29 protein-coding genes are annotated in these 23,319 nt (G+C 60.4%); 15 read left to right on the forward strand and 14 right to left on the reverse strand.

What is annotated here, in order from left to right; translation table 11 throughout:
* Positions 1–59 precede the first annotated feature (59 nt).
* Positions 60–212 (forward strand): entericidin A/B family lipoprotein, encoded by a 153-nt coding sequence (locus K1X12_RS13925; RefSeq protein WP_220988165.1) that lies wholly within the window; start codon positions 60–62, stop codon positions 210–212.
* Positions 213–306: 94 nt separating this feature from the next.
* Here K1X12_RS13925 and K1X12_RS13930 read toward each other — a convergent pair whose 3' ends face one another.
* The 3 genes from K1X12_RS13930 to K1X12_RS13940 all read right to left on the reverse strand — a co-directional run bounded on the left by K1X12_RS13930 (position 307) and on the right by K1X12_RS13940 (position 2,929).
* The gene (locus K1X12_RS13930; RefSeq protein WP_220988166.1) at positions 307–1,935 is read right to left on the reverse strand and encodes a sensor histidine kinase; all 1,629 of its coding nucleotides are present in this window, start codon (positions 1,933–1,935) and stop codon (positions 307–309) included.
* A gap of 71 nt (positions 1,936–2,006) precedes the next feature.
* Positions 2,007–2,615, reverse strand: coding sequence for a sigma-70 family RNA polymerase sigma factor (locus K1X12_RS13935; RefSeq protein WP_220988167.1), 609 nt, complete (start codon positions 2,613–2,615; stop codon positions 2,007–2,009).
* Positions 2,612–2,929 carry a NepR family anti-sigma factor gene (locus K1X12_RS13940; protein ID WP_220988168.1) on the reverse strand — a complete coding sequence of 106 codons (318 nt, stop codon included), beginning with the start codon at positions 2,927–2,929 and terminating at the stop codon, positions 2,612–2,614. Before K1X12_RS13940 ends, K1X12_RS13935 begins: the two co-directional genes overlap by 4 nt.
* Positions 2,930–3,009: 80 nt before the next feature.
* On the opposite strand from K1X12_RS13940, the gene K1X12_RS13945 reads away from it, so the two are divergent.
* The 5 genes from K1X12_RS13945 (at position 3,010) to K1X12_RS13965 (ending at position 5,420) form a co-directional block, all read left to right on the forward strand.
* Positions 3,010–3,798 carry a response regulator gene (locus tag K1X12_RS13945; RefSeq protein WP_220988169.1) on the forward strand — a complete coding sequence of 263 codons (789 nt, stop codon included), beginning with the start codon at positions 3,010–3,012 and terminating at the stop codon, positions 3,796–3,798.
* Between the two features lie 72 nt (positions 3,799–3,870).
* Positions 3,871–4,218: an ElaB/YgaM/YqjD family protein gene (locus K1X12_RS13950; RefSeq protein ID WP_220988170.1), complete on the forward strand. Its 348-nt coding sequence runs from the start codon at positions 3,871–3,873 to the stop codon at positions 4,216–4,218.
* 3 nt (positions 4,219–4,221) lie between these two features.
* The gene (locus K1X12_RS13955) at positions 4,222–4,656 is read left to right on the forward strand and encodes a hypothetical protein (RefSeq protein ID WP_220988171.1); all 435 of its coding nucleotides are present in this window, start codon (positions 4,222–4,224) and stop codon (positions 4,654–4,656) included.
* A gap of 187 nt (positions 4,657–4,843) precedes the next feature.
* Entirely contained in the window at positions 4,844–5,017 is a 174-nt protein-coding gene (locus K1X12_RS13960) for a DUF1328 domain-containing protein (RefSeq protein ID WP_220988172.1), read from the forward strand.
* Positions 5,018–5,219: 202 nt separating this feature from the next.
* Complete coding sequence (locus K1X12_RS13965) at positions 5,220–5,420, forward strand: CsbD family protein (RefSeq protein WP_220988173.1); 201 nt, start codon at positions 5,220–5,222, stop codon at positions 5,418–5,420.
* A 115-nt stretch (positions 5,421–5,535) separates the two neighbouring features.
* Here the strand turns inward: K1X12_RS13965 and K1X12_RS13970 are convergent, their stop codons facing one another.
* From K1X12_RS13970 to K1X12_RS13980, 3 genes are all read right to left on the reverse strand, one after another.
* On the reverse strand, positions 5,536–6,567 hold the full coding sequence (locus tag K1X12_RS13970) for a PAS domain-containing protein (protein ID WP_220988174.1): 1,032 nt from the start codon (positions 6,565–6,567) through the stop codon (positions 5,536–5,538).
* Positions 6,568–6,995: 428 nt separating this feature from the next.
* Complete coding sequence (rnk, locus tag K1X12_RS13975; protein WP_220988175.1) at positions 6,996–7,382, reverse strand: nucleoside diphosphate kinase regulator; 387 nt, start codon at positions 7,380–7,382, stop codon at positions 6,996–6,998.
* A gap of 227 nt (positions 7,383–7,609) precedes the next feature.
* Positions 7,610–8,092 (reverse strand): winged helix-turn-helix transcriptional regulator, encoded by a 483-nt coding sequence (locus tag K1X12_RS13980; RefSeq protein WP_220988176.1) that lies wholly within the window; start codon positions 8,090–8,092, stop codon positions 7,610–7,612.
* A gap of 71 nt (positions 8,093–8,163) precedes the next feature.
* Here K1X12_RS13980 and K1X12_RS13985 point away from each other — a divergent pair, with 71 nt between their 5' ends.
* The 6 genes from K1X12_RS13985 to K1X12_RS14010 all read left to right on the forward strand — a co-directional run bounded on the left by K1X12_RS13985 (position 8,164) and on the right by K1X12_RS14010 (position 15,468).
* The gene (locus K1X12_RS13985; RefSeq protein WP_220988177.1) at positions 8,164–8,922 is read left to right on the forward strand and encodes an SDR family NAD(P)-dependent oxidoreductase; all 759 of its coding nucleotides are present in this window, start codon (positions 8,164–8,166) and stop codon (positions 8,920–8,922) included.
* Positions 8,922–9,518 carry a 2-hydroxychromene-2-carboxylate isomerase gene (locus K1X12_RS13990; protein ID WP_220988178.1) on the forward strand — a complete coding sequence of 199 codons (597 nt, stop codon included), beginning with the start codon at positions 8,922–8,924 and terminating at the stop codon, positions 9,516–9,518. The genes K1X12_RS13985 and K1X12_RS13990 overlap by 1 nt, the downstream gene beginning before the upstream one ends.
* Positions 9,519–9,700: 182 nt before the next feature.
* Complete coding sequence (locus tag K1X12_RS13995; RefSeq protein ID WP_220988179.1) at positions 9,701–12,055, forward strand: TonB-dependent receptor; 2,355 nt, start codon at positions 9,701–9,703, stop codon at positions 12,053–12,055.
* Between the two features lie 30 nt (positions 12,056–12,085).
* Positions 12,086–13,030, forward strand: a complete 945-nt coding sequence (locus tag K1X12_RS14000; protein ID WP_220988180.1) for a sulfite exporter TauE/SafE family protein — start codon at positions 12,086–12,088, stop codon at positions 13,028–13,030.
* The gene (locus tag K1X12_RS14005) at positions 13,020–14,180 is read left to right on the forward strand and encodes a pyridoxal phosphate-dependent aminotransferase (protein ID WP_220988181.1); all 1,161 of its coding nucleotides are present in this window, start codon (positions 13,020–13,022) and stop codon (positions 14,178–14,180) included. Before K1X12_RS14000 ends, K1X12_RS14005 begins: the two co-directional genes overlap by 11 nt.
* A gap of 178 nt (positions 14,181–14,358) precedes the next feature.
* The gene (locus K1X12_RS14010) at positions 14,359–15,468 is read left to right on the forward strand and encodes a GGDEF domain-containing protein (RefSeq protein ID WP_220988182.1); all 1,110 of its coding nucleotides are present in this window, start codon (positions 14,359–14,361) and stop codon (positions 15,466–15,468) included.
* A 13-nt stretch (positions 15,469–15,481) separates the two neighbouring features.
* Here K1X12_RS14010 and K1X12_RS14015 read toward each other — a convergent pair whose 3' ends face one another.
* Positions 15,482–15,799, reverse strand: coding sequence for a PepSY domain-containing protein (locus tag K1X12_RS14015; RefSeq protein ID WP_220988183.1), 318 nt, complete (start codon positions 15,797–15,799; stop codon positions 15,482–15,484).
* A gap of 198 nt (positions 15,800–15,997) precedes the next feature.
* On the opposite strand from K1X12_RS14015, the gene K1X12_RS14020 reads away from it, so the two are divergent.
* From K1X12_RS14020 to K1X12_RS14030, 3 genes are read left to right on the forward strand one after another with little or no spacing between them, the layout of a single operon-like run.
* A complete protein-coding gene (locus tag K1X12_RS14020; protein WP_220988184.1) occupies positions 15,998–16,321 on the forward strand; it encodes a PepSY domain-containing protein in 324 nt (107 codons plus the stop codon).
* On the forward strand, positions 16,321–16,983 hold the full coding sequence (locus tag K1X12_RS14025; RefSeq protein ID WP_220988185.1) for a response regulator transcription factor: 663 nt from the start codon (positions 16,321–16,323) through the stop codon (positions 16,981–16,983). The genes K1X12_RS14020 and K1X12_RS14025 overlap by 1 nt, the downstream gene beginning before the upstream one ends.
* A complete protein-coding gene (locus K1X12_RS14030) occupies positions 16,980–18,302 on the forward strand; it encodes an ATP-binding protein (RefSeq protein WP_220988186.1) in 1,323 nt (440 codons plus the stop codon). Before K1X12_RS14025 ends, K1X12_RS14030 begins: the two co-directional genes overlap by 4 nt.
* On the opposite strand, the gene K1X12_RS14035 is transcribed toward K1X12_RS14030, so the two are convergent.
* The 7 genes from K1X12_RS14035 to pabB are packed head-to-tail and all read right to left on the reverse strand — an operon-like array spanning position 18,280 to position 23,286.
* The gene (locus tag K1X12_RS14035; RefSeq protein ID WP_220988187.1) at positions 18,280–18,873 is read right to left on the reverse strand and encodes a hypothetical protein; all 594 of its coding nucleotides are present in this window, start codon (positions 18,871–18,873) and stop codon (positions 18,280–18,282) included. The two genes, K1X12_RS14030 and K1X12_RS14035, sit on opposite strands and share 23 nt — an antisense overlap.
* Positions 18,870–19,370: a 2-amino-4-hydroxy-6-hydroxymethyldihydropteridine diphosphokinase gene (gene folK / locus K1X12_RS14040; protein ID WP_220988188.1), complete on the reverse strand. Its 501-nt coding sequence runs from the start codon at positions 19,368–19,370 to the stop codon at positions 18,870–18,872. Before folK ends, K1X12_RS14035 begins: the two co-directional genes overlap by 4 nt.
* On the reverse strand, positions 19,363–19,728 hold the full coding sequence (folB, locus tag K1X12_RS14045) for a dihydroneopterin aldolase (protein ID WP_220988189.1): 366 nt from the start codon (positions 19,726–19,728) through the stop codon (positions 19,363–19,365). Before folB ends, folK begins: the two co-directional genes overlap by 8 nt.
* On the reverse strand, positions 19,718–20,551 hold the full coding sequence (gene folP, locus K1X12_RS14050) for a dihydropteroate synthase (RefSeq protein WP_220988190.1): 834 nt from the start codon (positions 20,549–20,551) through the stop codon (positions 19,718–19,720). Before folP ends, folB begins: the two co-directional genes overlap by 11 nt.
* Positions 20,544–21,371, reverse strand: coding sequence for an aminotransferase class IV (locus K1X12_RS14055; RefSeq protein WP_220988191.1), 828 nt, complete (start codon positions 21,369–21,371; stop codon positions 20,544–20,546). Before K1X12_RS14055 ends, folP begins: the two co-directional genes overlap by 8 nt.
* Positions 21,368–21,952 carry an anthranilate synthase component II gene (locus tag K1X12_RS14060; protein WP_220988192.1) on the reverse strand — a complete coding sequence of 195 codons (585 nt, stop codon included), beginning with the start codon at positions 21,950–21,952 and terminating at the stop codon, positions 21,368–21,370. Before K1X12_RS14060 ends, K1X12_RS14055 begins: the two co-directional genes overlap by 4 nt.
* A complete protein-coding gene (gene pabB, locus K1X12_RS14065) occupies positions 21,949–23,286 on the reverse strand; it encodes an aminodeoxychorismate synthase component I (protein WP_220988193.1) in 1,338 nt (445 codons plus the stop codon). Before pabB ends, K1X12_RS14060 begins: the two co-directional genes overlap by 4 nt.
* Positions 23,287–23,319 lie beyond the last annotated feature (33 nt).

The following is a 23,319-nucleotide window of genomic DNA, read 5'->3' on the forward strand; positions in this document are numbered from 1 at the left end:
CCTGTTCATGGGCGGCGCGTTTTTGATCCATCTGCAGCTCACTGAAAGGAGTGCTAAGAATGAAAAAGTCGATCACTATTCCGATGATGGCTGTAGCCGCTGTTTTCCTGGTTGCATGCAACACGGTCGAAGGCGTGGGCAAAGACGTGAAAGCGGGCGGTTCGGCCATTGAAGACACGGCGCAGGAAGTCAAAGAAGACATTACCGAATAAGCGGGCCGGAGCCATGCTCCAGAAAGGCGCGTCCTCAGGGGCGCGCCTTTTTCTTTGGATTGCCGCAGCACTCCGTGAGGCCGCCAGGACCAGCCTACTCCTCAGCTTCGCGATCGGCGTCTTTGACTGGCTCGACATGGAATGTTAGCTCAATCGTGATCACCTCGGCCGACGAGACATCTACCGATACCGTTCCCCCGATCTGCCGTGCAAAAGCGGAGAGGAACAGGTTCGTGTCCCGGTTCATTTCGGCATCGTCCTCGTTCTCCCCTCGCCCGCAGGTAAGCGAGAGATAACAGGCGCCGCCTTCAAGGCGAACAAATTTGAGGTTTACGTCGGCGTCGTCTTCTTCGGCTTCCGGACACAGAAGCCCAACCGCCTCCAACACAAACATCCCCAGCGGAACGGCCATGTCGGCGGGCAACAAGGCGGGCGAGACATCCGGAGTTATGTGGCGACCGCCCTCGGTCCAGCCCTGCTGCTCATCGACCTGGTTGCAGATCGCATTGAACAGGTCCATCGCCTCGACCGTATCAAGGTCGCCCTCATTCAACAGCGTGTGGTGAACTGCCGCCATCATGGCAACCCGGTGCGCCGCCACCTTCAGGGCCGATTGCGTCTCCACCAATGGCTCCCCACGGCCCTGCAGTTTCAGCATGCTGAGCATAACCTGAAGATTATTCTTCACCCGGTGATGCACCTCGCGGAACGCCGCCTTCATCTGACTAAGGGCGCCTTGCAGGTCGGCTTCATGCTTGGAAACGCGACTGGTAAGATCGTCGAATGCCTCGGCGACCTGCTGCATCTCCAGAGGCGCGCGCGACAGTTCCGGCGCCAACGGGGTGTAAAGACTGGAGGCGCGCATATCCATGATGCGGATCCGGATGCGCTCCAGCCAACGCAGGATCATCGCATCGGCAATCCAGCTCACCGCCAGAAGCGCTGCAAGATAGGCCAGAATGGGCACCATGAAGGCAAAGATAACCTCCATGCGCTGCGGCGGCGCCGGAGAGCCGATCATCAGCCACAAGCCCTCGGTTGATATCGGCAGCAGCACAACATCCAGCGGCGGCCCCTGCTCCGGCTCAAGCCGGTAGGTTCGCCTGTCTAGCGCCGCGCCTTCACTGATCCACTCCATCGGCACGCCGGCCACGATGTTCGATCCGATCACCTGGCCGCCCGGCACCACGAAGGATACGGTCACGCCGGCCGTCTTCGCGGCACTAAGGCGCGAGATGATCTCTTCCAGCGACAATGTGATGCCAACCGAGCCTGCATATTCTCCGTTATCATCGGTTGCGCGGCGCATCATGTAGATTGCAGGGTCGCCCAGCGTCATACTGCGCTCACCGCTCACCTCCAGCGACTCCAGGCCCTTGCGCATCCGGTCATTCCATTCGAGCTGCGGCATTGGCATGCCGATCAGTTCATCTCCGGTCGAGGAACAAGTTACAGAGCCCTCGCCGTCGAACCGCATCACATTGCGCAAAGGCAGGTCCAGCGGCGTCAGCCGGGGCGCAAGCTGGTTGCAGGACAATTGCCGGTCGCTGGTGACGATCAAACGCAGCGCCGTGCGCGTGCGTGCCAGCGTCGCCTCCACATCACGCAGGCCCGACTGCCCGTCCTGTTCAAGCTCGAAATACCGGACCTGATCGTTGAACCGGTATTCGCTGCGGGCATACACTGCGCCCATGATGAGCAGTGGACTGAGGACAATGGCCATCGCCACCATAACCTGCAGTCGAAGGCTCAGGCGGCTACGTTTGACCCTTCTTTTTTCCCCGCCCCCAGCTGTCATCCGTTATGCCGGCTGAGTACGTTGACCTGGTCCATGATGTCGTTGAACGCGGCTTCCCCGGAGGTCACATTCGCCCCCTGAGGCGCGGAAGGCGCCGCGCTGGCATCGGCGTCCAGCAGCTCGGCGAGCGCCTTGCGGGCGCGGCTGACGCGGCTCTTGATCGTACCGACAGCGCAGCCGACGATTTCAGCGGCTTCCTCATAGGCCATTCCGCCTGCGCCAACGAGAATGATCGCTTCGCGTTGGTCCTGCGGCAGGTGTTCCAACGCGTTTCGTAACGCCACAAGCTCCAGGCCCTTGTCGGGATTGTCGGATGCAACCAGCGTCGCTTCCGCCACGCCGGGCTCCAGCGCTGTCGAGCGCCAGCTGCGGCGCTTTTCCGAATAAAACGCGTTGCGCAGGATGGTGAAGGTCCAGGCCTTGAAGCTCGTATTCTCAGTATAGCTTTCTCGTGCATTCCACGCTTTGAGCAGCGCATCCTGCACCAGATCGTCTGCCTGCACCGGATCGCCACAAAGGCTTCGCGCAAAGGCGCGCAGGTGCGGGGTCACCTCAATCAGCGCCGCCTTGAATTCGGCCAGCGAAAGGGCCTGAGTGGTGCTCATGCATCACCATCAGCATTGGTTTTCCCAGACTTGGCCTTCTCTTCCGCCTGCTCCAGCAGTTTGAAGAAGTCGTCCGGCACGCTTTCGCTCAAAACGCCGTCGTACATTTCACGAAGACGTTCGCCGATTGCCCGGTTGCCAAGGCGGCGTTGACCACGCCGGCCTTCGGGGTCTTTTCCATTCAGTTTCCCGGTGTCACTCATGACTTGCCTTAAATTCCATCCATTTGCGGCCCGGCACACCCAAAGAGGCGAATTGGCCTTATTCGCGCCATAAACGCCCCGATGATCGATAGGTTCCATGGTCAGCTGCATATAGCGAAAAAACTCTGCAGCCCGTGAAACCAATCTGCATCCCATGCGTTGAAACGCTCAGATAGCAAAGAGGTTCCCCTATGAATCTGATCGCACAGTACGGTCCACACCTCCCATTTCTCCGCCGGTACGCGCGCGCCCTTACAGGCGCGCAAGAAAGCGGCGACGCTTATATTCGCGCCTGCCTTCAGGCGCTGAGCGAGGATCCCGGCTTGCTGGTCGAGGCCTCCTCGGCGCGTGTCACTCTTTACCGGTTCTTCCACGCAATCTGGTCCACAACTGGGGCAAAACTTGAAACTTCCGGGAAATCGGCTGGATCAGCCCCTGAAGCGCGCCTGCGGGCGCTGGCGCCGATCCAGCGTCAGGCCTTCCTTCTGACCACGCTCGAAGGCTTCACCCGCCCGGAGGCTTGCGAAATTCTCGGGAAAAGCGTCCCTGAACTCGAACAACTGCTCGACACTGCGCACCGCGAGATCGAACAACAGCTGTCCACATCGGTCCTGATTATCGAAGACGAGCCAATCATCGCGGCAGACCTCGCCAATCTCGTGGAAGACCTGGGCCACAAGTTCGTCGGCAACGCCACCACGCGCAAACACGCCGTCGCTCTTGCCCGCAAGGTTAAGCCTGGCCTCATCCTGTGTGATGTTCAGCTTGCGGATAACTCTTCTGGCATTGACGCCATCCAGGATATCCTGGCGGACTTTGACCTGCCCGTCATCTTCATCACCGCTTTCCCGGAGCGCCTGCTGACGGGTGAGCGTCCCGAGCCGACTTACCTCATCACCAAGCCGTTCCAGGACGACACGGTAAAGGCTGCCATAAGCCAGGCCCTGTTCTTCCACGCCCAGGCTGAGCCGCTGGCCTGACGCGCAGGCCTATTACGGAACCATTCGCTTTCTCCCTCGTTAGTGTTTGCAGGACACTGAAAGGAGAAAGCGATGGCCAGCCCCCAAACCGCCACCCGTAAATCTACCCGTTCCCGCGCAAACGGGCATGACAAGAAAGCCGTTGCGGCCGCCGCAGCGCGCCATGATCTGCACACGGCGCAGGAAGCCGCCGAAACATTCGTTTCTGCCGTAAAATCGTCCGCCGCGCATTTTGGCGAGCATGTCGGCCGCACGATGGGCGAAAAAGTCGAGAAAGCGCAGAACGGCGCCGAGCATGTTGCCGAGAAGGCAAATGACGCCCGCCACAAGCTGGAAGATCGCATCCGCGAACGCCCGCTGACATCTATCGGCATCGCCGCCGGTGCAGGCGTCCTGCTCGCCCTGCTTTCGCGCCGCTAAGCGATGACCGGCAGCCTGAAACTACGTCTCATGCTGATGGCCAGTGGGTCCGTAGTCGGGCTCGCTGGCGCAGGCGCGCTTACCTGGGCAACCGTTGTCGCGCTTGCGCCGCACATCGGCATTGCCGGCGCCAGCGCCCTTGTCGGCGGCATCCTTGTTACCGGCGCCGCTGTCGCGATGTGGAAGGCAACCCGCCCCCGCGTCCCGCTCGAAGACGAGTTCGCAGGTGTCACCTCTGCAGCCGCCAACACTATCACCTATATTCGTGACGATACGATTGACACACTGACCGGCATGTCACTCGACACGGTCAATCGCATGGTATCGAAACAGCCGCTGCTGACGCTCGCAGGCGTCGCCGTTGCTGCCTATGCTGTTGCCCGGATGCCAAATACGACCGCCAGCCTAGTAGACAGGGTCCTCACCCGACTCACTTAAGGCTAGCAACATCAAGTTTGCCCAGCGCGCTGCCCCGCATGGTGTGCGCCGGGCGCCTTCTTTGAGAATACCTCAGTAGGCGGTAATATTTTTTAATCATCCCCCACATTACACGGAACCTGCAGCCCACCCCATGCGTTTCCTTTGCATAGACCGCCCCAATGGTCACAGAACAAAGGAGATTTCCATGCTTGGTTGGGCACTCACATTCTTCGTCCTGGCGATTATCGCCGCCCTGCTTGGTTTCGGTGGCATCGCCGGCGCCGCTGCAGGTATCGCAAAGATCCTGTTCTTCGTCTTCCTGGCGCTTCTGGTCGTGAGTTTTCTCGTTCGCGCGCTCCGGGGCCGGAGCATCACCTGACGCCCCATAGGCCCATAGGCCTGTCATCCCCAGACCTTCAGAGGCGCCCCCAGGCGCCTCTTTTTATGACAATCGATGTCCTGCTCTGTTGCTGCCATGCCACAGAAAAAAATCTCGAAACCCAGGGAACTGAATCGTATGCCCGTAAGTTATTCAGGCGTGTGTCGCGAATGGCATGCTGGTAGCCCGAAAGGAGATCAACATGACGAACAAGAACACAGTCAAAGGCGTTGGCAATCAGATTGCCGGCAACGCAAAAGAAGCGGCGGGCAAGCTGACCGGCAATAAAATGCTGGAAGCCGAAGGCCGCGTGCAGGAGCTTAAAGGCGATGCGCAGCGCGCCGCCGGAAAAGCTGAAGACAAGGCAAAGAAAGCTGCGGACAATTTCCGCAAGTCTTTCTGAATACGGAACTCCAGGCGCCGCGTCAGCGTCCCCCCCACCCCCTGAGGCGCCTGTCCGCCACCCGGTCCCCGCCGGGTGGCGGTTTCCGTTCAAGCGGCCTTCAATCATGGGAAAATCAGTCTGCGGTGTCTTCAGCGCTGCGATGCACCAGAGAGAACTCTACGCGCAACCCATCAGTGTTCAGCACGCGCGAAACCTGCCCGCCCGCCGAAGTCACAATCCGGTTGATTACTGTCAGTCCAGTATTCGTGGAGGAAGACGTTTCTGTCTCTCCCTCGGACACATCCTCAAGCGGTTCGATCCAGGTCAGGTTCAGCCAGTCTTCCTCGATATGGCCTTCACACTGAATGGACCCGCCGGTACGTAGCGCACCATACTTCAGCGAGTTCGTTGTCAGCTCACCGATGACCACTGCGATGACGCGCATCTGCGCCTCATCCACCTGGCAATCCGGCAGACCGCTGACGTCGATGACCTCTTCGGCGACCCCGGCTGCATCCACAAGGTCGGACACCAGCTCGCGCAGCGGGAAATCGCTGGCCGTATCGACCAGCTTGCCCTGCGCCACGGCCAGCGAAGAAAACCGTGTCACGAGATCTTCTGCAAAGCTCTGATGCTCGGGCGCCTGGCGCGCGCTGATCTTCGCGATCGCGCTGGCAACCGCGAAGGCATTCTTCAGGCGGTGGCGCATTTCCAGGGCGATGGTGTCATACATCTTGCGGCTGGTGACGGCGTCCGTCACATCCTTCGAGACGACCAGCACACCATTCACCTGTTCGGCCTCATCCCGCACCGGCACAACGCGCACATCCCACCATTTCGGCCGGCCACGCGCGGTCGGACCGAAGGCGCGGAAGTCCATCGCTTCTCCGGCGGCGGCTTTGAGGGTTGCTTCCTGCACAACTTCATGCGCTTCCAGCGGCCACAGCTCCCACCAGTGACGGCCGACAACATCGGTCTCCGCATTCAGCTGGCGGACAGAGAGGCCTGTGGGGTTGATGTAACGGATGCGACCTGCGAGATCGAGAACCTTGATACAATCACGGCTGCTGTGCATCAGCGCCGCAAGCACAGGGTCTGCCAGACTGCTGGACAGATCGTCCATCATGACCGGCGGCAACACGCTCGATACCGGGCTGCGATGCATTGCATCAAACTCCTCGCTCGGCCCCACACTCGATTGACCCTGTTTATCCCCCTCAACACCAGAAAGAAGCGGAAATACCTCTCCAGCGCAAGCCCTGGTTGTTGGCTGGGACTGAGTCTCGCCGATATGGTTAACCGCCGGCCAACCATTGGATACTGTGTCAGCGGGGCTCATGCTGCGGACGGATTGCCCCCGCATGAAACCCCACATATTCTCTATACGGAATTTTATGACACCTACCCCCGAACGCCCGAATTCAACCAATGATGAACTTCGTGAGCATTCGGCCAGGGCCTGGGGTCAAAAAGGGCACCGAAGTGTATACGCAGCCCCAGCCTGACTGGATGCCGACTTTCTGAAAAAATAGCAGACGTCCCGTTTTGTCGCCTGCGCGACAAAAACAGCCGGCATTCCGGAATCTGGCAGCATTAAAGCCGCCGAACACCCAGAACCTCGATCCGATGGGTGCGCTCACCGGCCCCCGTCCAGCTGATCGACCCGCCCGATGTCAGCCCGATCAGCATCGCGCCAACTTGCGTCAGGATTGAAATTCGCCGGTCGGCGATATTGGCTTCGTTGGGGTAAACCAGCGTGAAATCATCGTACGCGGCACCGTCGTAAATGAAGTCAACGCGGTCATGCATCCGCACGACATCTGCCGGAACATCGACCGGAGCGGCAATCCGCGCGCGACTCAACTCCTCGATCAGGGTGTCGGCGGCTGGTTCCCTCCCCTGCGCGGCGTGGGCAAGATCGGACAGGCGCTCAAATTCGTCTTCGGTAACATAGACAGGCGGGCGCTCGGGGGTAGACATGGCTTATCTCCAGATAGCGAGAAGCGCCGCTGCCTTCTCTCAGGCACGGGACGCGAAAGATTTAATTGTTCGGAGTGAAAGATTTCCCCCTGGGAGGCTGACCTGACTTACAGGCGCGCCCAGGGGCTAGCAGCGTGCGCCAGCACGCGCTGCGAAAATGCTGAGAAGGGCGGTGTTCAGCGTCATACCGCCCAAGATGGCGATGGCGGCGCTCAAGTCAAGCCGGATCAATCCGCCAGCCTGTCATCCCATTCGCCCTTGAGCGCGCCGGGGCCAGGGTGTGGCTCTACATCCCGCGCCGCAACCGCCTCGCCACACTCGGAACAAGTCAGCACGCTCCGGAAGTCATGGCCGCATGCCTTATGCCGGTGCAGCAAGGGCGGCCCCTTCCTGCCGGCATAATGTTCGTCGCCCCAATGCACGAGGCTGATCACGACCGGGTAGAGCCCAAGCCCCTTTTCCGTCAGCCGGTATTCATGCCGCACAGGCGCGTCCTGATAGGGCACCTTCTGCAGAACGCCCGCCTCGACCAGATGCACCAGCCGCTCTGTCAGCACACGGCGCGCTATGCCCAGCCGCGCCTGGAATTCTTCAAACCGGCGCACCCGCAAAAACGCTTCCCGCAACACCAGCAACGTCCAGCGATCGCCGACTACTGAGAGCGCCCGCGCCAACGAGCAATTTTCCTGACTGAGATCTTGCCACTTCATGTCGCCATGTTTGCCATTGACTCAGTTTTATTTCAAGACTTACCTGACAAAGAAGACAGGGAGGCGCCTTCATGACTGAGCCACCAGCAAAACGCCGCAACGCAACCTGCGCCATCATTGGCGCTGGGGATTTCATCGGTTCTGCCATCGCCCGCAAGTTCGCAGCCGAAGGCTATACCGTCTTCGCCGGCCGGCGCTCGGCCGATAAACTCGAAAAACTGAAGGCGGAGATTGAAGCGGCAGGCGGTGCGTGCGTCGCCAGAGGGCTCGACGCGCGCAAGGAAGAAGACATCACTTCCTTCCTTCAGGAGGCAGACGCCTTCGCGCCTCTGGAAGTCGTCATCTCCAATCCCGGCGCCAATGTGAACTTCCCGATCCTGGACACAACGGAGCGGGTTTTCTTCAAGGTCTGGGAAATGGCCTGCAAGGCAGGTTTCCTCACAGGCCGCGAAGCTGCCCGCCTCATGCTCCCCCGTGGCAAAGGCTCCATCTTCTTCACGGGCGCCACGGCCAGCCTGCGCGGAGGGGCGGGCTACGCCGCCTTTGCCAGCGCCAAGGGCGGCCTGCGAATGATGGCGCAGGCGATGGCGCGCGAGCTGGGTCCGCAGAACATTCATGTTGCCCACCTGGTCATAGATGCCGGCGTCGATACTGATTTTGTCCGTGATCGGATCAGGTCTGCGCGCGGCGAAGAGGCCGTCGCCAACCTCGCCCCCGATACGCTGATGGAACCCGCCTCCATTGCGGATGCTTACTGGTATCTTCACCAGCAATCCCGCGATGCCTGGACATTCGAAATGGACCTGCGCCCCTATAAGGAAACCTGGTAATGAAGACCGTCGAATTTCAATTCGATTTTGGCAGCCCGAATGCCTATCTCGTCCACCGCGTTATACCGGGCATAGAGGCCCGCACCGGCGCAACCTTTGTCTACACGCCGGTCCTCCTGGGCGGTCTGTTCAAACTTACAAACAATCAGTCTCCAATGATGGCCTTCTCCGGCATCCCGAAAAAACTCGCTTACGAGAATCTCGAAATGCGGCGCTTCATAGAGAAGCACGCCATCCCCTTCACTATGAACCCGCACTTTCCGGTGAACACATTGCTGATGATGCGCATGGCCACCGCTGCCGCGATTGATGGTGGACTGAAGGAATATGCGGACGCTGCTTTCCGCCTCATGTGGGAAACGCCCGCCAAGATGGATGATCCGGCGATTGTCGCTGCCGGGCTCACCGCCGCCGGCATTGGCGCAGAGCGACTCATGAAGCGCGCCCAGGAAGACGACGTGAAACAACGCCTTCTCGCCACCACGGAAGACGCCGCCAGGCGAGGCGCCTTCGGCAGCCCCACCTTCTTCCTCGATGGTGACATTTATTTCGGTAAGAACACCCTGAGGGACATTGAAGAGAGGCTCTCCCAGTGAGTCGGCACTTTATGTAATGCGAATATTATAAAGGCAGGCTCCGGCCTGCCTTATTTTTTGCCACGCTGCACAAAGAGCCCGCATCCTGCTGCGGATATTCCGCAATTGGGAAATTTCAAATTGCGTAAGCCCAGCCGGGCGCCAACTCTTGCCATGTCAGTTGACATTGCAAGGAGGGGTCCATGGCGCACATCTCAATCAAACTTCTGAAGGCCGGCATCAGCGCCCTCGCCATCACCGCAGCAACGGCCAGCTTCGCTGCCCATGCGCAGGCAGAAGACGACGACGCCGTCATGGAAGCGGTCGTTGTCGAAGGCCGCCGGGTCTCGCAAACCGATCTCGCCATTGGCGTCGGTGAAGCGACCAACACCGTTGCCGTAACCCGCGAAGAACTGCTCTCTGCGCCGGGCGGCATCTCCGGCCTGAAGATGCTGGAAACCCTGCCGGGCTTCAACGTGCAGACAGATGGCGCGCTCGGCCTTTATGAGTTCGGCAACTCGGTCACCGTCCGCGCCTTTAACCTGCAGCAGATCGGCTTTGTGCTCGATGGCGTGCCGATGGGCCGCTCCGATGCCTTCGGCGGCAGCCCCATCTTCCGCTATGTAGACAACGAAAACCTGGGCTCGGTCGTCGCCTCCCCCGGCGCTGGCGACGTATCCCTTCCCAGCTACGCCTCGCTCGGCCCGATCGTGTCTTACAACTCCATCGCCCCCAGTGATGAGATGGGCGGCATGGCCGCCATCACCATCGGCGACGACAACCTCCAGCGTACCTTCCTGAAACTCGAGACCGGAAACATCGGCGGCTTCTCCGCCTATCTCAGCCGCTCCAAGACCGACAGCGACCTCTGGCGCGGCGCCGGCTCCATCGACCGGGAACATATCGAAGGCAAGATCCGCTACGACTTCGACAGCGATGCCTTCCTCCAGCTTGGCTATGTCAGCAACGACTTCTTCGACTACGACTCCCCGTCGATGAGCCGCACGCTCTATGAAGCCCAGGGCCGCGAATATGGCTATATCGGCTATATCCCGGACAGCTGCATCTCACCCCAGCCGGGCGTCTACGACTTCAACGGCGACACCGTCATCGACGGCAACGACTTCACCCCGGTCTTCACGCAGGCCTCCTGCATGAACTACTATCAGGACCGCATCAACATCCGCGATGACGTGCTCTACTCGCTGAATGGCGGCATGGCCCTCACCGACAATATCAGCCTCACCGCAACCGCCTATTACGAAGACAAGGACGGCTACGGAGTATCTCCCGACAGCTATTCCAACACCCTCGGCATCTACAATCGCCAGCTCGCTGCAGGCCTAGATGTCGTCCATCCGCGCGGCGTGCAATACGGCCTCTCCGGCGTCGGCGGCATCCGCAAAGGCCTCGTTGCCGGCCTCAGCTGGGAAATCGCCAACCACACGCTCGAATTCGGTGGCTGGACAGAAACCGACGACTACCACCGCACCCAGCAGCGCCTCAACAAGACCGGCGGCACCGCCGATGGCGATGTGATCTGGGATGAAGTCGCCTATTATCGCCGCAACTACGACTCCCTGCGCGAAACCCGCCAATACTACATCAAGGACACCGTCCACCTGCTCGATGACAAGCTCGCTCTGGAGCTTGGCCTGAAGATGCTCGATATCGACTATTCGCTGAACGGCTTCCGCGACTATTACGACTACGAAGTCACCGGCACCCCGGTCTCGATCTCGGCAAACTACAAGAGCGATCCCCTGCCCATGATCGGCGCAGTCTACACGCTCAACAGCACAGACCAGGTCTTCGCGTCCTACTCCCAGAACTATGCCCTGCCGCGCGGCACCGACGACATCTTCTCCACCGCCGTCACTTTCGATGCGCCCAAGCCTGCTGCCGAGGAAGCCGAAAACTTCGAACTCGGCTTCCGCACCAACCGGCCGACCTTCAACGGCGCCGTCTCGGTGTTCTATACGAGCTTCGAAAACCGCCTGGTCGCCGGCAGTATCCAGAACCCGGAAACCTTCGAGAACGAGACCTTCTACCTGAACGCCGGCGGCACCACCGCTTACGGCATCGAGCTCTCGGGCGTCTGGCAGCCGGAAATCTTCGACAACAAGCTCTATGGCGATGTGAACCTCACCTACAACCATGCCGAGCTGGATGACGGCTTCAACAATAACCCCGCAGGCAGCCTGCTGGCCGACAGCCCGGAATGGCTGTTCACCGGCGGCGTCACCTGGGAGCCGACCGAATGGCTCGTCGCCAACGTCTCCACGAAATACACTGGCGAGCGCTATGCCGACTTCCGCGAAGCGGCCTCCTCTGCCGGCAACAAGATGGAAGGCTACTTCATCTGGAGCGGCTATGTGGATCTTGGCGGCCCGAACAATTTTGGCCTTCCGGAAAATGTCAGCCTGCGGTTCAACATCGACAACATCTTCGATGAAGACACCCTCGCCTTCACCTTCACCACCACGGGCTCCGGCGCGGCAACCTTCCGCCCGCTGAACCCGCGGACGGCGCAGGTAACCCTCACGGCGAAGTTCTGAGATGCGGCCTAAAAAAAGCGATCGTTTACGATGATCTTCACGCCGGACACGCTCATCTTCATTGCGGCTATGTTGGCTGCCGGGGCATTGGCTGGTTTTGTTGCGGGGTTGTTCGGGATCGGCGGCGGCTTCGTCGTCGTCCCGGCGCTCGCCTCGGTGCTGACATTGCTCAGCGCCGGGTCGGATGCCTCGGCCACAGACAAGATCATGCACGTCGCCATCGGCACGTCGCTGGCCACCATCATCTTCACCTCCCTGCGGTCTGTGCAGGCGCATGCAAAGCGCGGGGCGGTGGACTTCGAAATCCTGAAAAGCTGGACACCCTGGGTCGTGGCCGGGGTCGTCCTTGGCCTGATTGTCGCGCGCTATCTTGATGGCCACGCCCTGAAGCTCACCTTCGGCGTCGGCGTCTTTATCATGGCCTGGCATTTCCTGTTCCCGGTGCTCACCCAGCGTGGCCCGATCTCGAACGAAATGCCGAAGGGCATCATGCGCGGCGGGCTCGGCAGTTTCCTCGGCGGTTATTGCACGCTGCTGGGCATCGGCGGGGGCACGCCGGCCGTCCTCATCATGACGCTCAGCGGTCAGCCGATGCACCGCGCCGTGGCCACCGCCGCCGGCTTCGGCACGATCATCGCCGTACCCGGAACAATCGGCAGCATCATCGGCGGTCTTGGCGAAACCGGCCTGCCCTTCGGCTCCATCGGCTATGTCAACGTCATCGCCGCTCTGGCGATAACGTCGATGAGCGTCATCACCGCCCCCTGGGGCGTGGCTGCCGCGCACAGCCTCAACGCGGCCCATCTCCGGCGCGCGCTGGGCCTCTATCTGCTGGTCACGTCCAGCATCATGCTGATTTCCGCCTTCACGCCGCCCTCGCGCGGCACACCGCTCACCGCAGACGCCGCGCCCGCAGCAGCTGTCCTGAGCGCAGATATGTCCATCCCGAATCCGGAGGAAGATCATGGGATATAGACTCACCCGGCGCAGCCTTTTCTCGGCCAGCGCCAGCACTGTAGCCGTCGGCCTCGCCGGCTGCGCGTCCACTTCGCCCGCCGCGTCAGCCGAGGCAATCGGTGCCTTCCCGCTCGATCCGCAAAGCGCCAGCCTCTTCGGGCCGGAACCCGGCCTCTCGCTGCTCTCGCGCAATGAGAACCCCTACGGCCCGGCCTCGTCTGCGCTGGAAATGATCTCGGCGTCTGCAAAGAAAGGCGCCTACTACACCAATGACGAGGCCACAAAGACGCTTGCCGCGATGATTGCCGAACGCCACGGCGTCGCGCCGGAGCAGGTCGTCATCACGACCGGTTCGGGCGAGGCCCTCAGCGCCCTCGCCCTCATCTATGGTCCAAAAGGCCCCATCGTCGCCCCGCGTCTGTTCTGGGACACGACCGCCCTTTATGCCGCCAAGCTCGGCATGGCCGAAATCATCCGTATTCCGCTGACGGAAGATATGGATATCGACCTCGCTGGCATCGACGCTGCCATCACGCCCGAAACCGGCATGGTGCAGCTTTGTAACCCGAACAACCCGACTGGCATCGCAACGCCCGGCTCTGTCATCCGCGCTGCTGTGGCAAAAATGGCGGAGAAAACCACGGTTGTCGTCGATGAAGCCTATATCGAGCTTGTGGACGATGAAGCCTCGATGACCTGCGTGCCGCTGATCAAGCAAGGCAAGAACGTGATCGTCACGCGAACTTTCTCTAAGATCTATGGCATGGCCGGCATCCGCGTCGGCTACACCATTTCATCCGCGGAAACTGCGGCTGCCATCCGCAGTACACTGATGTCCTGGACGCCTTGCACGTCGATTGCCGCGGCGATTGGCTGCTATAACGATACGGGCTTCTTGGATTATTCGAAATCGAAGATTGTCGAAGGTCGCCAGATGGTCACCCAGACGCTGGACCAGCTCGGGCTCTCCTATCTCAAATCCCAGACCAACTTTGTTTACTTCCAGAGCGGCTTGCCTGCCAACGATCTTCAGAAAGCCATGGCGGCGGAAAATATCTCCATTCGCGGGCAATATATGGATTACACGCCCTGGAGCCGCGTTTCGATGGGCAAACTCGATGATGTCGAGAAATTCTGTAAAGCTCTGCCCCGCCTCATCAAGGCTTAGCAGGCCGCCCGTCTGGTATCAGGTTTACGCAAAAGCCCGGAAAATTAGGAAATATCTGTCCGGATTCTGACGAAAATGCCGGGATTGATGAAATTTCATCGATTCCGGCTAACCCTGCGGCAAGCTCGATTATGCATAACAGCCCGGTAACCAAGATGTTCTGGGGGGAACGTTTTCCGTGCTGAGCTATCCGCCGCCACGATTCGAGCAGCAGAAATCCGAAGTGCTACAGCGCTACCGGATTCTGAAAAGCGAAGAGATCCACGACGCTGACCATATAGCGCGCACAGCTGCCCTCGCGCTCGACGTTCCGATCGTCATCGTCGCGCTGAACGAGCGCTATCGCCACTGGTATCGCGCCGCCCATGGCGTCCCTGCTGAAGATATGGACACCCTGCAGGAATTCTGCGCCCACGCCAATCTGGCGGACGACGCCTTTGTCGTCCCCGATGCCCGGCAGGAACCCTATTTCGAGCGGGAACCCGCCGTCCTCGGCCACCCCAATGTCGTCTTCTTTGCTGGCGCGCCGTTGACCGATCCGGACGGAAAGCGCTTCGGCACGCTGTGCCTGATCGATAACCGTCCGCGCTCCCTCTCCACAGACCAGCTCGGCCTGCTCGCAAGCCTTGCTGACATCGTGTCAAAAGACATCTGCATCTGCAGTGCTGGGCGTTATGCGGTTCAGGATCTCATCAATGTCGAGGAAGAGCGCTGCGCGCTTTACGATCTCGCTGTCACAGATCCGCTTACCAAGGCGCTGAACCGCCGCGCCTTCTTCCGCTTTGCCGAGCGTGAAATCCACCGCGCGCGCCGCCACGATCATCCAATCAGTGTCCTGATGTTTGATATTGATCACTTCAAGCGCGTGAACGACATTCACGGCCATGCTGCAGGCGATGAAGTCATCATCCGCCTTGCGCGCCTCGTGATGGACAATATCCGCGAGGCAGACCTGCTCGGCCGCCTCGGCGGCGAAGAATTTGGCCTTGTGCTTCCCGAAACGCCCGCCGAGGCCGCCCTGCAACTCGCCAATCGTCTGCGCGAAGCTGCCAAGGCTCTGCGCTTCCGCAGCGGCGAAGGCTCGTTCGATGTTTCGATCAGCCTTGGCGTCAGCCATCCCTATGATCCGGAGGCGGATATTCACCCCTCTCTGGAGCGGGCGGACAAAGCCCTTTACCGCGCCAAACGCCTTGGGCGCGATCGGGCCGAACTGATCTCTTCGTCGGCTTGGGAAGAGGCCACGATCATCCAGCTGCCAGGCACGCGCCGGAATACCGACGCGGCCTGAGGCAGCCAACAGGTCACCGGTTCGGGCCGCAATCATCGTCCCGCTTCCGGCGCACTTCCTTGCCGGTCGCCGCGTTGAATTTCAGCTCCAGGCAATGCCCGGTCGCGGTCAGGCCCTTCACCTCGATCCGGCGATCATCCAGTTCGTAACCCACCACCTGGAAGCCCTGCGCGGCAAGCCGCTGCACAGCCTCCTCATAGCTTGCCTTTGCGCCGATGTCGTAACGCGCCGGGGTCGGCATGGGCGAGGCATCAGATTGCGCGCGTGCCGGCGCGCCACTCAGCGTGCAGACAGTGAACGCAATGAGAGCGGATTTCATCATGGGGGTCATGGCTGGGTTCCTTTTGCATACCCGGCCGGGTCTTGAGCGCCCGGCCTCTGGGGTATGCTTTGCCCTGCGCTGTCTGACAGGGCGCTGCTCCCAACTGTCAGCTTTCTGTCAGCGCCCGTCTGCGATATGCCCGGAACTGATCCAGAATGTACCCGAAATGGAGCAAACTGTCCCGTGTTGTCCCGATTTGTACCCAAAATGACACTGTTTGGGTGCCTTTTGATCGTCGCCGTCATGCCCGCCCTGGCAGATCGTGACGACCGGAAGGACCGGGACGATCACCGCCGCCATGATCAGGAAATCGTCTGGGACGCTCGCAAGCGTGGCGAGATCCTTCCCCTGGAAGTCATCCTTGGCGGCGTCCTGCAAAGTTATCCCGGCGAGATTCTGAAGCTGGAACTGGACGATGAAGACGGTCAGCTGATCTACGAACTCGAAGTCCTCACCCGGCGCGGAATTGTGTTGGAGATAGAGGTAGATGCAAAGACTGGCACCATCCTCGATGTCGAGGAGGATGATTGATGCGGGTTCTCCTGGTCGAAGATGAACCCTTGATTTCAGAGGATATTTCCACCGCCCTCACCGATTCTGGCTTCATGGTGGACCTCGCCCGCGACGGCGAAGACGCCTGGTTCAAGGGGGATACGGAAAGCTATGACGCCGTGATCCTGGACCTCGGCCTCCCCCGTATGGATGGCCTCTCCGTCCTCAAACGCTGGCGCGCCGCCGGAATGATTACGCCCATCCTCATCCTCTCCGCCCGCGGAAGCTGGATGGAACGCGTCGACGGCATAGAAGCCGGCGCAGATGATTACCTTCCAAAACCCTTTGAAATGGCTGAACTTATCGTTCGCCTCCGCGCGCTCATCCGCCGCTCCGCCGGTATGGCCCAGCCCATTCTCCAGGCCGGCGACCTTCTCGTCGACACTCGCCGCATGACCATCGCCTATGCTGGCCAGCCCGTTCGCGTCACCCCGCTGGAATTCCGCCTGGTGGACTATCTCGTCCACAACATGAACCGCACTGTCTCCGCCGGGGAACTCTCCGAACACCTCCACGGCGTTGAAGATACCGGCGACACCAATGCCATCGAGGCCATCGTCTCCCGCCTCCGCCGCAAGCTCGGTCCTGGTGTAATCAATACACGGCGCGGCTTTGGCTACATCATCGAAGCAGGCGCGTGACCTCCCTGCGCTCCATCCGGTTGCGGCTTCTGGCAGGCGGCGCGCTGGCGGTCGCTGCCGCGCTCCTGATCTCGTGGCTCACTCTGGTCCTGCTGTTCGACAGCCACATCCGCCGCAATACGGAAGACGACCTCATCCGCCATGGCCGCGACCTCGCCAGTGCGATAACCTTCACACCCTCAGATTTCTCGACTGACGCCTACCGCCCTGCCGATCTGCGCTTTGACCGGCCTGCCAGCGGCCTCTACTGGCAGGTTTCGAGCGGCGAGAGCATCCACCGCTCACGTTCGCTTTGGGACAATTCCCTCCAGCCGCCGCACCATGTGGACGGCACAAGCTGGCACAGGGATACCGCCAAAGGCCCGTTCGGTCAGGACGTTGTGCGCGTGGCGCGCTCTATCCGCGAGCATGATACCGCGCCCCCCGTCACGCTGATCCTTGCCGCCGACAACGCCAATCTGGTGGACGCGCGCGATGAGTTCTCGCGTGAGATTGCAATCTTCCTCACGCTCCTTTGGGCCGCCTTGAGCGTCGCCGCGTGGATCCAGGTGACTATTGGCCTGTTACCGCTCCGCGCCGTACAGACGTCCATCAGCGAGCTGAAATCCTCATCGGCCAACCGCCTGAAATCCTCCCGCTTCGCCACCGAAGTAAGCCCACTAGTCAACCAGATCAACGAACTGGCGGACGCCCGCGAACAAGATCTTCAAGCCGCACGGGACCGCGCTGCAAACCTCGCGCACAGTTTGAAAACACCGCTTTCCGCCTTGCGCGCCATGGCTCGGAAAGTCCGCGCCAACGGCGAGGAAGATATAGCGGACGGCCTTGAACACTCAATCCAGACGGCATCGGAAGCAATCGATCGGGAACTCGCCCGCGCCCGCACTGCTGCCAGTCTGGAGCGCGGCCCCACTGCGCCTGCCCCGGTGTTGGAACGGTTGATCGCCGTGCTGGCCCGGACCGAGCGGGGCGATCGTATCGACTTTGAAACAGATTGCGCCAAGGACGCCACCCTGCCTGTCGCGGAAGACCAGCTGATGGAAATGCTTGGCCCGCTTATGGAAAACGCCGCGCGCTATGCTCACACGAAGGTAAAGGTCACCGCAAAGGCGGGTGAGCTTGTCGTCGAAGATGACGGCCCTGGCCTTGGAAGCGCTGACCGCGCATTGGTGGTGCTTCGCGGCCAGCGCGCAGACGAACGTTCCGGCGGGCATGGGTTGGGCCTGGCAATCGCGAATGATCTTGCAGAAGCAACTGATGGGAAACTTGAACTGGGCACCTCGTCGCTTGGTGGCCTCAAGGCAAGGTTGGTCTGGTAGCGACCCGCCGCACCAAAATCATCGCAACAAACAACAGGCACGCTACGCCGACCGCTGCCGGAAACAGCACAGTCGTCCAGGAATAATGCTCCAGCGCAGCGACAACCAATCCATTTCGCAACGCACCCAAAGCAAAGAACAGCGCATTTTCATCACGCGGATTGGCATAGGCTTTTCGCACTGAAGGACCAAATCCCAGAAGGTCCACAACCGTCAGCACGAGCACAGCGGAGAATGCCGTTTCCGTGAAATACCAAAGCGGCAAGGCGCTGACCGCCAAGAGAAGAAACATCCAATCGGACGACAGGAACTTTGTGTCCGCCGACTTCAGCGATGACAGGATGGCAACCAGAACCGTAATGACGCCCGACACCGCAATCGGCCAGGCACCAACGCCAGCCCCATCGGAGAGTTGCGCCAGCGCGACAACGAATGTACCCGCGCCCCAAATCGCCCATGAAAAGACATGCGGGCGGATTTCGTTTCGCAGAATGCCGCGGACATAAGGATAAAACGCCACGAAGGTCAGCAGCAATGCGGCCAGCCCCAGCAGCTCTTTCGTGCCGCTCACTCCGCCACTTTCCCCAAAGGGCCAAGTTTGCGCATTCCTGGCTCCGGCTCCACCAGCGCAAGTTTTTTGCGGATCGTCGCTCCGGCGATCACCTTCTCTGGCGCAATCTCTGCCAGCGGCGCCAACACGAACGTCCGCATCAGCATGCGCGGATGCGGTAGCGTCAACACTTCGCCGGTCAGTACAACATCGTCATAATACAGAACATCTATATCGAGGGTTCGCGGCCCCCAGCGCAGGCTTCGCTCCCGACCATGCTCGCGCTCGATCGCCAAACAGGTTTCCAACACTTCCATTGGCGAAAGGCTGGTCTCCAGCAAAACACATGCATTCAGGAAATGCGGTTGTTCTTCGACACCCCAGGGCGGCGTTTCCCAGAGCGACGAGCGCGCCGTCACGCGAATACCTTCACGGGATTCCAGCGCCTGCACAGCGCCGGCCAGATGCGCCTCACGGTCCCCAAGATTGGAGCCAAGACCCAGCGCAACTTCAGCCATGGCGCTCTCGTTCGATCGCGATGCCGACATGATTGACAATGTGACGGATGGGCGCCCGGGGCTTACGGATTTCTACACGGATCCGGCGGATCGGCGGGAAGTTTGAAAACACGGCCGAGGCAATGCGCTCCGCCAGGGTTTCAATAAGGTTGAAGACTTCCGCCTCCGAAACACTGACAACCAGATCGCAAATTTCGCCGTAACAAACCGTATCTTCCATCACATCGCGCGGCGGCTTGTCCGGATACATATCGCAAGTGATGTCCACTTCGAAAATCTGCCCCAGCGCTTTCTCCGCCTCCTTCAGGCCGTGATAGCCATGGATACGCAGATTGCGGATGATGATCTCAGTTTTCATGCCCTGCCCCTTCGATTGCCTGATACAAGCGCAACATATCGGTGTGCTCAGCTACATCATGGACCCGCAGGATACGAGCGCCGCGCTGCAGCGCCGCCATATGGGCGGTCAGCGTGCCAGCGAGACGCTCCCCAACGGGCCGGCCCGTGACATGGCCTATAAAGCTCTTGCGGGAAAGCCCCACCAGGACAGGACAGCCATACCGGCTTAGCGCATCTATCCCGGCAATAACGTCGATGTTCTGCTGTGGCGTTTTAGCGAACCCGACACCAGGGTCGAGCCAGATATGCTCCCTCGGGATGCCAGAACGCGCGGCGAGCTCAAAGGAGCGAGCGAAGAAAGCCAGCATGTCACCGACTGCGTCCACGCTCTCGTCTGTCTCGCCGCGATGATAGGTAATGACAATTACCGCCCCAGTGTCAGCAACGGCGGCTGCCATGTCCGGGTCTCCCGTCATCCCGGTCACATCGTTGACGATAACGGCCCCCGCTTCCACGGCAGCACGCGCAACAGAGGCTTTCACGGTATCTATGGAAAGAGGCACCGCACTCACACTCGAGAGCCGCTGAATGATCGGCAGCACACGCAGCAGCTCCTCGCCAGCGAACACTTTTTCTGCGCCAGGCCGCGTGGACTCGCCCCCAATGTCGATGATATCGGCGCCCTCTTCAATCATACGCATCGCTTGCAGCTCAGCAGCGCCGAGAGAGTCGTGCCGCCCGCCATCGGAGAAGCTGTCCGGCGTGACGTTCAGTATCCCCATGATCGCGGGCGCTACTTTGACTCGGGCGAGAATGGCATCGCGGCGCGCAAGATTAATCATCGCTTGCTCCCGTCAGCAGCTCACGGCCAAGCTCCAGAAGCGACGCTGGCAATTGAGAATTCAGTGTGCGCCCGTCAATGGCGCTAACGGGCTGAAACACGCGTAGGCTATTGGTAAGGAATACACCATCAGCCTCAACAAGACGTTCAGGCGAGATACTTTCTTCAGATACGACAAAGCCTGCCTTGCCCGCTTCAGAAAGCAACCATCCCCGCAAAATACCCGGCATGGCGCCGTCCCGCCTGGGCGGCGTGACAAGCCGGTCGCCAAAACAGGCAAACAGATTAGCCGCCGATGCGCACGCAACATTCCCGCTGACAGACAGCAGCAACGCATCGTCATACCCAGCCGCCGCCGCGCGGCGGAGCGCGATGACATTATCCGTGTAGGATAGGGTTTTATGCTGCACTGAAGGGGATGTGGGATTTCGGCGAATATCGCTCGTTCCTAGCCGGACGGCAGGCATGGGGAATGGTGCGTCCATGGCTGTGAAACGTGCGATCAATGTCGGCACATCTGCGCCATCGCCCGCCAACCCGCGCGCGCCCGGTCCACGCGTGAGCGTTAGGCGCAAGGCCCCGTTACCTCCCGCCGGAACTGCCTCATCCGCCAACGCGCGGACCGCGTCTCGCTGCACCACTATGCCAAGGGCGGCAGCATCCGCCAGCAAGCGTTGCTCGTGCGCGGCCCGTAGAATGATCCGTCCGTTCACAACGCGCGCCGTATCGAACACGCCATCGGCGAGCAGCAACCCGCGATCCGTAAGATCGAACGGCAACACATCCTGCGCCCGGCCGGGAGATTGGGACATCCGCATCATCGCGCGCTCCAGGCTTTTGCCAATGTCAGAAAGTTCCGCAGCATTTGGGAACCATGCTGGGTCATGATCGACTCCGGGTGAAACTGCACGCCATAAACTGGCCGCTCGCGATGGGAGAGCGCCATCACCTCGCCAGACGGCGACGTCGCATCAATGCGCAACACGCTCTCCTCAGCGGGCGGCGCGGCGATCAGCGAGTGATACAGGCCAACTTCCACATCAACAGGCACCCCCTCGAACAACCCAGCTCTTGAATGAGAAATACGGGCAGACCGCCCATGCGCCGGGCTTGTGGACCGCTCAACCGTCCACCCATGCGCAGCAGCAATGGCTTGATGCCCCAGGCAAACCCCGAGGATGGGTGTCTTGTCACCCAGCCTCCGGATAACCTCCAGGGAAACGCCCGCTTCCAGGGGCGTGCAGGGGCCGGGCGAAATGACGATGGCTTCTGGTGATCTGGCGGCGATCTCGGAAACGGTGATCCGATCACTGTCGACCACGGATATTTCCGCACCCAGCTCGGAGAAATACCGCGCCAGATTGAACACGAAACTGTCCCGGTTATTCAACATCAGGATCATGTCGCGGCCACCCTGCCGGGCGCCGCCGACATGATGCGGGCCGCCTTGAGGCAAATTTCATCATACTCCGTATCAGGATCAGACAGGAGCGTGATGCCCGCCCCCGCCCATAGCCGTGTTTCTTTCGGAACATGCTCAATCGTGCGGATGAGGATGGAAAAATCCATCGCGCCATCAAAGCCGATCCAGCCGAGCGATCCGCAGAAGACGCCTCGCGCCTCAGGCTCCAGCTCGTCGATTATCTCCATGGCGCGAAGCTTTGGCGCACCTGTAATGGATCCACCGGGAAACACGGCCTGCAGGAGGCTGATCGCGTCTTCGTCTGGCGCGAGATCTCCCTCAATCGTGGAAACCAGATGGTGCAGGTTCGAATAGGTCTCCAGCCGGCAAAGCGAAGAAACGGTGACCGACGAACTGGTGCACACACGCGACATGTCGTTTCGCAGGAGGTCCACGATCATGATGTTTTCTGCGCGGTCCTTCTCCGATCCGGCAAGTTCTGCGCGCAGTTTCCGGTCTTCCTCATCCGTCTGCCCACGCCGGATTGTGCCTTTGATTGGCTCTGCCTTGACGCGCCCTGCGCCATCCAATGCAATCAAACGTTCCGGGGAAAAGCTCGCCAGCGTCCTTCCCGGAAAAACTCCAAATGCGCCAAACGGCGCCGGGCTTCCAGGCCGGATCGACATATATTGCGCAAACGCCTCTGCGCGCGCCTGCGGCGGCGCGTTCCAAAGGCCGGCGATGTTGGCCTGATAAACGTCCCCATCCCTGATATAGTCCTGCGTGCGCCGGACGGCTTTTTTATAGCTTTCGGATCCGGATTGCGCGCGCCAGTCGACAGGGGGCGGAGCGGATGGAGGCGGCGTATACGTCGAAAGAATTTCTCTCAGTTTACGGATGCTTTCCCCGGCGCTCATCTCACCAAGCCCTGCGGCGTAGACCGTCGCTTCGCCAGAGGTGTGATCGAATGCGATCACCGTGTCGTAAAAAGCAAACTCCAGCGCCGGGAGGGAAGTGCGCGCGTGCCGCAACCTGATGCGATCTACGAACGCGGGCGCGAAGTCGTAGGAAAAATAACCAACCACGCCCCCCTGAAAGGGGGCTCCGCCCGCGACACGATCTGCCGAAAAGCGGCCAATCCACGCGCGCAGATGTTTCGACGCGCTTGCGATTCCATCCAGGGCAATGCGGTCCACCGGCCAAACGCCGATATAGGAATGTCTCGATGCCGGATGTCCGCTGGCGGCGCTGTCCAACCAAACGAAGCCATCCTCGCCGCACAGCCGGGCTGCAACGGCAACCGGATCTAAAGCAGGAAGAGGCTCAGCCAGCATGGCGCTTCTCTAGCGCTTTGACACAATTGGGAA

Source organism: Hyphomonas sediminis, assembly GCF_019679475.1.
In the GTDB taxonomy this organism is placed as follows: domain Bacteria; phylum Pseudomonadota; class Alphaproteobacteria; order Caulobacterales; family Hyphomonadaceae; genus Hyphomonas; species Hyphomonas sediminis.

Coding starts and splice junctions, on each gene's coding strand:
- K1X12_RS13960 (WP_220988172.1), top strand. CDS start 4,844: ATGCTTGGTTGGGCACTCACATTCTTCGTCCTGGCGATTATCGCCGCC.
- K1X12_RS13980 (WP_220988176.1), bottom strand. CDS start 8,092: ATGAAGTGGCAAGATCTCAGTCAGGAAAATTGCTCGTTGGCGCGGGCG.
- K1X12_RS14025 (WP_220988185.1), top strand. CDS start 16,321: ATGCGGGTTCTCCTGGTCGAAGATGAACCCTTGATTTCAGAGGATATT.
- K1X12_RS13945 (WP_220988169.1), top strand. CDS start 3,010: ATGAATCTGATCGCACAGTACGGTCCACACCTCCCATTTCTCCGCCGG.
- K1X12_RS13995 (WP_220988179.1), top strand. CDS start 9,701: ATGGCGCACATCTCAATCAAACTTCTGAAGGCCGGCATCAGCGCCCTC.
- K1X12_RS14000 (WP_220988180.1), top strand. CDS start 12,086: ATGATCTTCACGCCGGACACGCTCATCTTCATTGCGGCTATGTTGGCT.
- K1X12_RS13955 (WP_220988171.1), top strand. CDS start 4,222: ATGACCGGCAGCCTGAAACTACGTCTCATGCTGATGGCCAGTGGGTCC.
- K1X12_RS13950 (WP_220988170.1), top strand. CDS start 3,871: ATGGCCAGCCCCCAAACCGCCACCCGTAAATCTACCCGTTCCCGCGCA.
- K1X12_RS13970 (WP_220988174.1), bottom strand. CDS start 6,567: ATGCATCGCAGCCCGGTATCGAGCGTGTTGCCGCCGGTCATGATGGAC.
- K1X12_RS13935 (WP_220988167.1), bottom strand. CDS start 2,615: ATGAGCACCACTCAGGCCCTTTCGCTGGCCGAATTCAAGGCGGCGCTG.
- folB (WP_220988189.1), bottom strand. CDS start 19,728: ATGAAAACTGAGATCATCATCCGCAATCTGCGTATCCATGGCTATCAC.
- K1X12_RS14055 (WP_220988191.1), bottom strand. CDS start 21,371: ATGATGCGGATGTCCCAATCTCCCGGCCGGGCGCAGGATGTGTTGCCG.
- K1X12_RS14020 (WP_220988184.1), top strand. CDS start 15,998: ATGACACTGTTTGGGTGCCTTTTGATCGTCGCCGTCATGCCCGCCCTG.
- K1X12_RS13930 (WP_220988166.1), bottom strand. CDS start 1,935: ATGGCCATTGTCCTCAGTCCACTGCTCATCATGGGCGCAGTGTATGCC.
- folK (WP_220988188.1), bottom strand. CDS start 19,370: ATGGCTGAAGTTGCGCTGGGTCTTGGCTCCAATCTTGGGGACCGTGAG.
- pabB (WP_220988193.1), bottom strand. CDS start 23,286: ATGCTGGCTGAGCCTCTTCCTGCTTTAGATCCGGTTGCCGTTGCAGCC.
- rnk (WP_220988175.1), bottom strand. CDS start 7,382: ATGTCTACCCCCGAGCGCCCGCCTGTCTATGTTACCGAAGACGAATTT.
- K1X12_RS13940 (WP_220988168.1), bottom strand. CDS start 2,929: ATGCAGCTGACCATGGAACCTATCGATCATCGGGGCGTTTATGGCGCG.
- K1X12_RS14005 (WP_220988181.1), top strand. CDS start 13,020: ATGGGATATAGACTCACCCGGCGCAGCCTTTTCTCGGCCAGCGCCAGC.
- K1X12_RS13985 (WP_220988177.1), top strand. CDS start 8,164: ATGACTGAGCCACCAGCAAAACGCCGCAACGCAACCTGCGCCATCATT.
- K1X12_RS14015 (WP_220988183.1), bottom strand. CDS start 15,799: ATGACCCCCATGATGAAATCCGCTCTCATTGCGTTCACTGTCTGCACG.
- K1X12_RS13925 (WP_220988165.1), top strand. CDS start 60: ATGAAAAAGTCGATCACTATTCCGATGATGGCTGTAGCCGCTGTTTTC.
- K1X12_RS13965 (WP_220988173.1), top strand. CDS start 5,220: ATGACGAACAAGAACACAGTCAAAGGCGTTGGCAATCAGATTGCCGGC.
- K1X12_RS13990 (WP_220988178.1), top strand. CDS start 8,922: ATGAAGACCGTCGAATTTCAATTCGATTTTGGCAGCCCGAATGCCTAT.
- K1X12_RS14060 (WP_220988192.1), bottom strand. CDS start 21,952: ATGATCCTGATGTTGAATAACCGGGACAGTTTCGTGTTCAATCTGGCG.
- folP (WP_220988190.1), bottom strand. CDS start 20,551: ATGATTAATCTTGCGCGCCGCGATGCCATTCTCGCCCGAGTCAAAGTA.